Source organism: Stenotrophomonas sp. TWI377 (genome assembly GCF_039674525.1).
Lineage (GTDB): Bacteria > Pseudomonadota > Gammaproteobacteria > Xanthomonadales > Xanthomonadaceae > Stenotrophomonas.
In genome coordinates this window covers 159702-169511 of the sequence record NZ_JBDJNT010000006.1, presented here as the reverse complement: position 1 = coordinate 169511, position 9810 = coordinate 159702, and the positions used below count along the sequence as shown (strand labels likewise).

The following is a 9810-nucleotide window of genomic DNA, read 5'->3' as shown; positions in this document are numbered from 1 at the left end:
GCGGGGGCGGGGCCCAACTCCCCCGGTCCTCGCTCTTGCGGCCCGGCCCTGGGGCCGGCACGACCACGGACCGCGCGAAATCGATGGAAGCGCCGTAAAATAGCCCCCATGAACACCCCCACCTTCCCGTACGACACCGCGCGCCTGAGCGAACTGGCCCAGCTGCTGATCGACAACGTCCGCGAGCTGGCCCACGCCGGCTGGACCCCGGCCACCAGCAGCAACTTCTCCCACCGCCTGGATGACCGCCATGCGGCGATCACCGTGTCCGGCAAGGACAAGGGCCGGCTGGTGGAAGACGACATCATGGTGGTGGATTTCGACGGCCAGGCCGTCGGCCGCCCGCTGCGCCCGTCCGCCGAGACGCTGCTGCACACCCAGCTGTACCGCCGTTTCCCCGAGATCGGCTGCGTGCTGCACACCCATTCGCCGGTGCAGACCATCGCCTCGCGCCTGTATGCGCCGCAGGGTCATATCCGTCTGGAGGGCTACGAGCTGCTGAAGGCCTTCCACGGCAACAGCACGCACGAGATGGCGGTCGATGTGCCGGTGTTCGCCAATACCCAGGACATGGATGTGCTCTCGGCCCAGGTCGACGCCCTGCTCGACACCCAGCCGCTGTGGGGCTATCTGATCGACGGCCACGGCCTGTACGCGTGGGGCCGCACCATGGCCGAGGCGCGCCGCCACATGGAAGCGTTCGAATTCCTGCTGCACTGTGAGCTGGAGCTGCGCAAGCTGCGTGGCTGATCGCGCTCAGATTCCTGAAGAGAATCTGTATTCCGCGCATCGGCATCAGTGCGTCGCCCCCACCCCGGCGCCGCACTGGTACCCTTTCCTTCCCCTCTTCGCCTCGATGCCGCCGCCATGAGCCGACTCCGTATCTTTGATGACACCGCCCCGGATGTCCCGCTGTTCGACAGCCGGGATGGCGAGGCGATCGCTGCCGAACTCAAGCGGATCGGCGTCACGTTCGAGCGCTGGCAGGCGGCCCATGAGGTCGCGCCGGGCGCCAGCCAGGACGAGGTCTTCGCCGCCTACAAGGTCGATATCGACCGTCTCGTCGCCACGCACGGTTTCAAGAGCGTGGATGTCGCCTCGATCGCGCCGGACAACCCGAACCGCGCCGAGCTGCGCAGGAAGTTCCTGGACGAGCACTTCCACAAGGAAGATGAAGTCCGCTTCTTCGTCGCCGGCTCCGGGCTGTTCACCCTGCACGTGGACGGCAAGGTCTACGAGATCGAGTGCGTCAAGAACGACCTGATCGCCGTGCCCGATGGCATCACGCATTGGTTCGACATGGGCGAGGAGCCGAGTTTCGTGGCGATCCGCTTCTTCACCGAGCCGGATGGCTGGGTCGGCCATTTCACCGGCAGCGACATCGCCCAGACCTTCCCGCGTTACCACCCCGCACAGCACCAGGCCGACTGATCCATGCCGCAACCGACCGTCATCCTCACCGATATCGAGGGCACCACCAGCAGCATTTCGTTCGTCAAGAACGTGCTGTTCCCATATGCGCGCAAGGCACTGCCGGCGTTTGTCGCCGCGCATGGCCAGGAACCGCAGGTGCGCCGCTGGCTGGACGCGGTAGCGGTGGAGATCGGTGGCGCCTGCCAGGACAGCCTGATCGTGGAGACGCTGCAGGGCTGGATCGACCAGGATCGCAAGCACACCGCGCTCAAGGCGCTGCAGGGCATGATCTGGGAAGCCGGCTACCGCAACGGCGATTACAAGGCGCATTTCTATCCGGAAGTGGCCGCCGTACTGAAGGGCTGGCATGCCGAGGGCAAGCCGCTGTACGTGTATTCCTCCGGCTCGGTGCCGTCGCAGAAGCTGTTCTTCGGCTTCAGCGAAGCCGGTGACCTGACCGGGCTGGTCTCGGGCTGGTTCGATACCGAAGTGGGCGGCAAGCGTGAGGCCGACAGCTACCGCCGTATTGTCGAGGCGATCGGCGTACCGGCCGCGCAGATTCTGTTCCTGTCCGATGTGGTGGAAGAGCTGGATGCCGCGCGCGACGCCGGTCTGCAGACGCGCCTGATCGACCGCCTGGACGATTACCCGCTGCCGCGCAGCGGCGAGGCCACACACGGGCACGACCGCGTCGAGAATTTCCAGCAGATCACGCTGTAGAGCCGATGGGTAAACCCGACCGGTAGAGCCGAAGGGTAGAGCCGAAGGGTAGAGCCGACTGTTAGTCGGCTAACGCCATGCCGATCGAAGAAGAGCAGCCGACTAACAGTCGGCTCTACCGTCGGCTAACGCCATGCCGATCGAAGAAGAGCAGCCGACTAACAGTCGGCTCTACCGTCGGCTCTACCCTTCGGCTCTATCGGTCGCCTGTACCCCCATCGGCTGACGCCATGCCGGTCGCCCGTTGCGTTACCTTGCCTTCGTATCCGCAAGCGAGGTGAAGCGCAGCGCATCACGCAGCGTGTCCAGGTCCGCCTCACTGCGCAGGCGGATGGTGACGGTCTCGCCCGGCACCAGGTCCAGCGCGTTGTCGTCCAGGGTGGCATCCACGCCGTCGAAGTCGATCCACACCGCACGCACCAGCTTCGACGCGCGCAGCGTCAACACGTTGCCGTTGCCGTTGCCGTTGCCGTTGCCGTTGCCGTCGGCGCGCAGCTCAGCATCAATCGTCGCAGGTGACAGCGCCAGCGCCTTGGCCGGGACGAAATACACCACCTGCTGCGACAACAGCGTCGCGCCATCGAACAGCTCGAGCACCGCCACCGTCCGCGCAGGATCGGCCCCCTTCAACAGGTCCGCATCGGCGAACCGGCCCACCTCCAGCGCGGACAGCGGCGGCAAGGCCACGGTGTGGCGCTGCTCACTGCGCAGCGCGCCATCGAGATCCATCACGCGCAGCCGCCATGTGGCCTGTAGGCCCTGCTGACGATCATTGAGCAGGCTCACCCGGGTGACCCCATCGTCGCGCAACGCCGCCACCGCGTGATCGGCGAAGAAACGTTTGGCGTGGAAATGCAGCGCCTTCCAACGGCCGGCGTAGTCGATGCTGGACCACGACGCACCCGGCCACACATCGTTGAGCTGCCAGTACAGCGAGCCCATCGTGTACGGGCGCGAGGCCCGGTGATGCAGGGCGGCGAGCTGGATGCCGTCGGCCTGCATGACCTGGCTCAGGTAGACGAACGTGGGGAAGTCACGCGGCGTGCCGTACTCCTCCTCGATGTACTTGAGCAGGCGCTGGTTGCCCTCGCCCGCCATGAACTTCTGGTGGGCGCGCACCGTGGCGCTGTCCACCTGCTGCTCGGCGGCCGGAATGATGCCGTCCAGCGTGCGCAGCACCGGCCAGGCCTGCAGGCCGTACTCGGACATGAAGCGCGGGGTCTCGTGCAGGTACGCCGTTACCGGCAGCGCCGGATTGCCCCATACCTGCCAGTAGTGCTTGTCGCCGCGGGTGGAATCGTTGGCCTTCTCGTCCAGATCATTGCTCGGCGAGCTGGACCAGTACGGCACGCCCAGCCCTTCGTCGGCCACCACCTGGCGCAGATCGTTGCCGAACAGGTCCACATAGCCCTGCCAGACCTTCGCGGCGAACGCGGGATCGGCGGCGGTCAGGTCACGGCCATGGCCCCAGTCCTTCCACGCGGTCTCTTCTTCATTGTTGCCACACCACAGCACCACGCTGGGGTGATGGCGCAGGCGGCGCACATTGTCGCGCGCCTCATGCACCACATTCGCGCGGAACGCCGGATCGTAGCCGGGCTGCATGCCGCCCCCGAACATGAAGTCCTGCCAGACCAGCAGGCCGAGTTCGTCGGCGATGTCGAAGAACACGTCATCTTCGTAATAGCCGCCGCCCCAGTTGCGCAGCATGTTCATGTTGGCATCGCGCGCAGCGGTCAGCTCGCGGCGGATCCGCGCCGCGTCCACACGCGCGGGGAACATGTCGAACGGGATCACGTTGGCGCCCTTGGCGAAGATAGGCACCCCGTTGATCACGAACGCGAAGCCCTGTCCGCCGTTGCGATCCACTTCGCGGCGCAGCTCGACGGTACGCAGGCCGGTGCGTTGCTCGATGTGCGTCGCCTTCGCTGTCTCAGGCGCCAGGGTGGCACGCACGGTATAGCGGGCCTGCTCGCCCTGCCCGGCCGGCCACCAGCGCCGCGGCTTCTGCAGCGCCACCGGCACCGCGATGCGGTTGTCCCCGGCCTTGAACATCGGCTTGCGGTCGATGCGCGCCACGCGCGTGCCCTCCGGATCCAGCACCTCGATCTGCACCGCAGCGCTGCCGACCGCGGCACTCTCTATCTCGACCGTGATCTCCAGATCCGCCCGGGTCGCATCCAGCGTACGGGTCTGCACGGCCAGCGCGGTCAGCCGCTGCGCGTCCCAGCTCTCCAGTGTCACTGGCCGCCAGATGCCCGCGGTCACGTAACGCGGGCCCCAGTCCCAGCCGAAGTGGTAGCCCGGCTTGCGCACGAAATTGCCGACCATCGCGTCTTTGGGCTCATCGCCATACGGCGAGGGGTAGTTGCCGGCGATCTTGTGCGGCATCGCCTGCACGTCCGGCAGCAGGCTGCGGATCGGCGAACGCAGCACGATCCGGAGGTCATTGCCGCGAGGCCGCAGCTTGCCGTCCACCCGTGCACGCCAGGTGCGATGACTGTTGTTGGCCTGCAGCAGCGGCTGGCCGTTGAGCGTGACGGTGGCGAACGTATCCAGGCCTTCGAACGCCAGCTCGGCGTGCGCGCGTGCCACGGTTGCCGCATCCACATCGAATCGTGCGCGGTACTCCCAGTCGGCCAAGCCGATCCACTGCAGCCCGGCTTCCGGCGCACCCACGTAAGGATCGGGAATCTGCCCCTGCGCCAGCAGATCGGTATGCACGGCCCCGGGCACCTGCGCCGGGCGCCACTGCTGCAGGTCAGGGTGCGCGGCACCGCGCGCGTCACCAGGCAGCAGGCGGAATGACCACTCCGCCGCCAGCGGGGCGGCGGCCACGGGCAGTGCCCATGCTGCCAGCAGGACCAGCAACAGCCAGCTGGCCGGTGCAACGACATGGAGACGGCTGTGCGCGCGCATGGGGACCTGCCTGGCTGCGGGAGCCGCCGACCAACGGTCGGCTCTACCGGGGTTTTGGGGCAGCCGACCAACGGTCGGCGCTACCGGATTCAACGCACCACGTTGAGCACTTCGTAGCACGCGCCCATGGTGTGGTAATCGGTCTTGCCGGCCGGGCTCTTCTCGTCGCTGTACGTGCGGTTGTCCGCATCCAGGATGCGATACCAGGCACCGTAGCGATGGTCGATCATGTGCTGCCAGGCGTAGCCCCACAGCTTGTCGTACCAGTCCCAGTACACGGCATCGCCGGTGCGCTTGGCCAGCAGCGCGGCGGTGGCCAGCGATTCGGCCTGCACCCAGAAGTACTTGTCGTCATCGCAGACGCTGCCATCCGGCGCGAAGCCGTAATACAGCCCGCCACGCTCGGCATCCCAGCTGCGTTCCACCGCCACATCGAACAGATGCCGCGCGGTCGGCACCAGCCAGTCGGCCTGTACGTGGCGATCCAGGATCAGCAGCAGCTTGGCCCACTCGGTCTGATGCCCGGGCTGGAAACCCCACGGACGGAACAGATGTTTGGGGTTGTCGCGGTTGTAGTTCCAATCGATCTGCCACTGGGTGTCGTAGTGCTCCCACACCAGGCCATCGCCCTGCGCCGCCTGGCGGCGGGTCATGTGGTCGGCCAGCAGCAGCGCACGATCCAGGTAGCGCTGCTCGCCACTGGCCTCGAACGCGGCCAGCATCGCCTCGCACATGTGCATGTTGGCGTTCTGGCCGCGGTAATCGCTGAAGTTCCAGTCGGCGTCGGCTTCGTCCTTGTACAGGCCGAACGCCGGCTCCCAGAAGCGCGTCTCCAGCAGTTGCCAGGTCTCGTCCATCCACGCACGGGCGTCGTTGATGCCGGCCTTCAGCGCGCAGCTGTAGGCCAGCAGCACGAACGCCACGCCGTAGCAGTGGTTGGTCGCGTCTTCGACCACACCATCGCGCAGCGTCCAGGCATAACCGCCGGTCGCCGGATTGCGGTGCACCTCGCGCAGGTAGCGGATGCCGTGTTCGGCTGCGGCCAGATCTTCCGGCTTGCCAAACTCGCGGTAGGCCATGGCGTGGTTGAACACGAACCGGGTGCTGCTGACCAGATGGCGGTGGCTGGCGTCGTACACGCTGCCATCGTCACGGTAGTAGTGGAAGAAACCGCCGTTGGGGTCGATTTCATGCGGCTGGTAGAACGCCATCGTCTGGGCGATGTGGGCGCGCAGGAACGCGGGCGAGCGGAAGTCGGGGGTCGGCGGAACCGGCGTGGTCATGCGGCGTCATCCTGTTGTTGCTGCAGCAGTTGCTGGACTTCATGAAGGCTGGGCATCGCGGCGAAGGCACCCTTGCGGGTCACGGCCAATGCACCGACGGCCGCACCGAAACGGATCGCATCCACCAGCGCCGTGGGGTCCTGGCAGAACGCGGCAAATCCGGTGCCGTCACCGCCGCGCTCGCCGATGCCGAACAGCAGGCCGCCGACAAAGGCATCGCCCGCCGCGGTGGAATCGACCGTGGTCACGCGGAAACCGGTCAGTACGCCGTGGGTGTGGCGGGTATGCCAGCGGATCGGCGCGGCGCCGTCGGTGATCACCACCGCCTGCGCCTGCGCACCCAGCAGCCGCTCGATCACGGCCGCGTCGCCGCCCGGCACCGCGGCCGCCAGGTACTCCAGTTCTTCGCGCGAGAGCTTGACCAGGTCGGCCAGCGACAGCGCTTCCCACAACCGCGGCAACGGGTCGACACCGGTCGGCCACAGCGCCGGGCGCAGGTTGAGATCAATGCTGACCATCGCACCGGCCTGATGGGCGCGGCGCATGCCCTCCAACGTGGCCTGTGCGATCTCGGCCTCGGTCAGGCTGTTGGAGCACACATGGAAGCTGCGCGTGCCTTCAAAGCAGTTCGGGTGGAAGTGCGCACTGCGGAACAGCAGATCGGCCGCCGGCGGGCGGTAGAAGCTGAAGCTGCGTTCGCCGCTGGCATCCAGTGCCACGAACGCCAGCGCGGTTTTGGCCGCGTCGGTACGCACGATGCAGTCGGTCGCCACGCCGGCACTGGCCAGGCTCTCGGCGAGGAAATCGCCGAACATGTCCTGGCCGAGCATCCCGGCAAAATGGGTGTCCGCACCAAGCCGCGCCGCCGCAACGGCGACGTTGGCGGGCGCACCGCCGGCGTACTGCAGGAAGGCACGCGGGGTGTCCGGGGTGGCCGGCGGTTGGGCAAGTAGATCGATCAAAATCTCGCCGAAACAAACAATCTTGGACATCGTGGCCTCAAGCTCCCTGGCGGATTCCAGCGGCCGGGCGCGAGCCCCACAGGCCGTAGAAGATGATGTAGCCGTAGCACAGCAGCGGCAGGATGAAGGACGGCTGCAGGCCGATATGGTCGGCCAGCTTGCCCTGCAGGACCGGGATCAGCGCCCCGCCGACGATCGCCATGATCAGCAGGCTCGACGCCTTGGTGGTCAGCGTGCCCAGGCGTTCGATGCTCAGCGCGAAGATCGTCGGGAACATGATCGAATTGAACAGGCCGATCGCCACCACCGAGTACAACGCCACCTGCCCCTGGGTGAGCATGGTCAGCGCCAGCAGCGCCACGTTCATGCTGGCGAACAAGGTCAGCAGCAGGCGCGGCGAGAAGCGGGTCATGATGGCCGAACCGGCAAAGCGGCCGATCATCGCCATCGTCCAGTACGCAGAGACGTAATGCGTGGCCTGCTGTTCGCTGAAGCCACCGATGTTCGGCAGCGACAGGTAGTTCACCAGCACGCTGCCGACCGCCACTTCCGCACCCACGTAGAAGAAGATGCCGAGCACGCCGAACCGGACGTGGCGGTGACGCAGCGCCTCCATCAGGGTGTGCTTGTCGCTGCTGTTCTGCTCGGTCGTCTCATTCAGTGCCGGCAGGCGGAACAGATAGACGAACACGGCAAGCAGGACCAGCGCGATTGCCAGGCCGACATACGGGCCCTGCACCGACTGGGCTTCCTGGGTGCGATAGGCCAGCTGTTCGGCTATCGGCAGCACATTGATCTCGTCCGCACTCTTGACGGTGTTGCCCAGGATGAGCAGGCCACCGAAGATCGGCGCGATCGCGGTCCCCAGCGAGTTAAGCGCCTGGGCCAGGGTCAGTCGGCTCGACGCGGTCTGTTCCGGACCGAGCAGCGCCACGTACGGGTTGGCCGCCACCTGCAGGACAGTGATGCCCGTGGCCAGCACGAACAGCGCACCCAGGAAGGCTTCATACACGCGCAGCTCGGCCGCGGGCCAGAAGCCGAGCGCGCCCACTGCGGCGATGGCAAGACCGGCCACGATGCCGTTCTTGTAGCCCAGCCGTGCGACCAGGCGACTGGCCGGCACCGACATCAGGAAGTACGCGCCGAAGAAGGTGAACTGCACCAGCATCGCGCGGGCGTAGGTCAGATCGAACACGGCCTTCAGATGCGGGATCAGGATGTCATTGAGGCAGGTGAGGAAGCCCCACATGAAGAAGATCGTGGTCGCCACGGCCAGCGCCATGCGCGTGTTCACCACGGGCGCGGCGGCGGATGAGGATGGGAGGCGGGGCGTAGGAGAGATGGGCATTCAGGTACGCGCCTCAGTGCGCGAGCAGGTGATTGTGGGAGCCATCAGACGGTCATCGAGCCACTGCTCTCGCGAACGCGGAGCTGGACCGGTGCAACGGTACGGGCCGGCGCCGCGTCGGGATGTTCCAGACGCAGCAACAGCAGTTCGGCCGCCTGTCGCCCGCGCTCGCGCGGGTTGACGGTCAGCGTGGTCAGCGGCGGCGATGCCACCGAAGCCTCGGAAATATCATCGAAACCGGTCACCGCGAAGTCGCGGCCCGGCTGCACGCCACGCGAGGCCAGGCCCAGCATCAGACCCAGCGCGACGCTGTCGTTGTAGCAGACCGCTGCGGTCGGGACGGCATCCAGTGCAAACAGCTCCCCGGTGCGCGCGGCCGCATCCAGGCGGCTGGGCGAGGTTTCAATCAGCCACTCCGGTTGCACCGGCATGCCAGCTTCCACCAGGGCCTGCGCATAGCCGGTCCGGCGCTGATGGCAGGAACTGGAGACCGCATGGCCGCCATAGAACGCGATGCGGCGGTGGCCCTGCTCGATCAGATGACGCGTGGCCAGGTAAGCGCCCTGCTGGTTGTCCAGGGTCAGGAAGTCCCAGTCGGCACCGGGCAGCTCGCGGTTGAACAGCAGCACGTTGGCGTGCCCGAGCACCTGGCGCAGCTGCCCGGCATCGCTGCCTTCGGCGGGCGACAGGATCAGCCCGGCAGGCATGTGCTCCATCAACGTGGTCAGCACCGCCTGCTGCCGCTCCGGCGATTCACCGGTGCTGCCGAGCAGGGTCACGAAGCCCTTGCCGCCCAGCGCTTCGTCCACCCCGGAGGCGAACTCGGCGAAGAACGGGTTGGACAGGTCGTTGATGACCAGGGCCACGCTTGAGGACGTGCGGCGACGCAGATTGGCCGCGCCGCGGTTGTACACGTAGCGTTGGCGTCGCAGTTCGGCCTCCACCTTGGCACGGGTGTCGACGTTCACCAGCGGGCTGCCACGCAGCACCAGCGAGACGGTCGCGCGCGACACGCCGATCGCTTCGGCGATGTCGGTCACGGTGACCGCGCGCGTGCCTTTGCCGGCGGGGGTGGCCTTGTCTTTCATCGGGTCGTCGGGTTCCTCAAGCAAGGTGCAAGCCTAAACGATCGCATTGACCAGCGGTCCGTGCCCGTGCCGACGGT

General features: G+C 66.8%; 8 protein-coding genes. 3 read left to right on the top strand and 5 right to left on the bottom strand.

The genetic code is table 11. From position 1 onward, the window contains the following. The first annotated feature begins 108 nt into the window (after positions 1–108). From ABE546_RS08040 to mtnC, 3 genes are all read left to right on the top strand, one after another. A complete protein-coding gene (locus tag ABE546_RS08040) occupies positions 109–750 on the top strand; it encodes a methylthioribulose 1-phosphate dehydratase (protein ID WP_123729133.1) in 642 nt (213 codons plus the stop codon). 117 nt (positions 751–867) lie between these two features. Then, entirely contained in the window at positions 868–1431 is a 564-nt protein-coding gene (locus tag ABE546_RS08035; RefSeq protein WP_313218192.1) for an acireductone dioxygenase, read from the top strand. A 3-nt stretch (positions 1432–1434) separates the two neighbouring features. Continuing rightward, the gene (gene mtnC, locus ABE546_RS08030) at positions 1435–2133 is read left to right on the top strand and encodes an acireductone synthase (RefSeq protein ID WP_346463194.1); all 699 of its coding nucleotides are present in this window, start codon (positions 1435–1437) and stop codon (positions 2131–2133) included. 249 nt (positions 2134–2382) lie between these two features. Here mtnC and ABE546_RS08025 read toward each other — a convergent pair whose 3' ends face one another. The 5 genes from ABE546_RS08025 to ABE546_RS08005 all read right to left on the bottom strand — a co-directional run bounded on the left by ABE546_RS08025 (position 2383) and on the right by ABE546_RS08005 (position 9733). Next, entirely contained in the window at positions 2383–5052 is a 2670-nt protein-coding gene (locus ABE546_RS08025; RefSeq protein WP_346463192.1) for a glycoside hydrolase family 2 protein, read from the bottom strand. Between the two features lie 89 nt (positions 5053–5141). Continuing rightward, positions 5142–6335 carry an AGE family epimerase/isomerase gene (locus ABE546_RS08020; protein WP_346463190.1) on the bottom strand — a complete coding sequence of 398 codons (1194 nt, stop codon included), beginning with the start codon at positions 6333–6335 and terminating at the stop codon, positions 5142–5144. Continuing rightward, positions 6332–7327, bottom strand: a complete 996-nt coding sequence (locus ABE546_RS08015; RefSeq protein ID WP_346463188.1) for a carbohydrate kinase — start codon at positions 7325–7327, stop codon at positions 6332–6334. Before ABE546_RS08015 ends, ABE546_RS08020 begins: the two co-directional genes overlap by 4 nt. Before the next feature lie 7 nt (positions 7328–7334). Further along, complete coding sequence (fucP, locus tag ABE546_RS08010) at positions 7335–8579, bottom strand: L-fucose:H+ symporter permease (RefSeq protein ID WP_313218182.1); 1245 nt, start codon at positions 8577–8579, stop codon at positions 7335–7337. Positions 8580–8689: 110 nt separating this feature from the next. Beyond that, positions 8690–9733, bottom strand: a complete 1044-nt coding sequence (locus ABE546_RS08005; protein WP_346463187.1) for a LacI family DNA-binding transcriptional regulator — start codon at positions 9731–9733, stop codon at positions 8690–8692. Positions 9734–9810 lie beyond the last annotated feature (77 nt).

Excerpts from the sequence above, each read along its gene's own strand:
- ABE546_RS08020 (WP_346463190.1), bottom strand. The coding sequence starts at position 6,335 with ATGACCACGCCGGTTCCGCCGACCCCCGACTTCCGCTCGCCCGCGTTC.
- ABE546_RS08015 (WP_346463188.1), bottom strand. The coding sequence starts at position 7,327 with ATGTCCAAGATTGTTTGTTTCGGCGAGATTTTGATCGATCTACTTGCC.
- ABE546_RS08025 (WP_346463192.1), bottom strand. The coding sequence starts at position 5,052 with ATGCGCGCGCACAGCCGTCTCCATGTCGTTGCACCGGCCAGCTGGCTG.
- ABE546_RS08040 (WP_123729133.1), top strand. The coding sequence starts at position 109 with ATGAACACCCCCACCTTCCCGTACGACACCGCGCGCCTGAGCGAACTG.
- ABE546_RS08035 (WP_313218192.1), top strand. The coding sequence starts at position 868 with ATGAGCCGACTCCGTATCTTTGATGACACCGCCCCGGATGTCCCGCTG.
- fucP (WP_313218182.1), bottom strand. The coding sequence starts at position 8,579 with ATGGCGCTGGCCGTGGCGACCACGATCTTCTTCATGTGGGGCTTCCTC.
- ABE546_RS08005 (WP_346463187.1), bottom strand. The coding sequence starts at position 9,733 with ATGAAAGACAAGGCCACCCCCGCCGGCAAAGGCACGCGCGCGGTCACC.
- mtnC (WP_346463194.1), top strand. The coding sequence starts at position 1,435 with ATGCCGCAACCGACCGTCATCCTCACCGATATCGAGGGCACCACCAGC.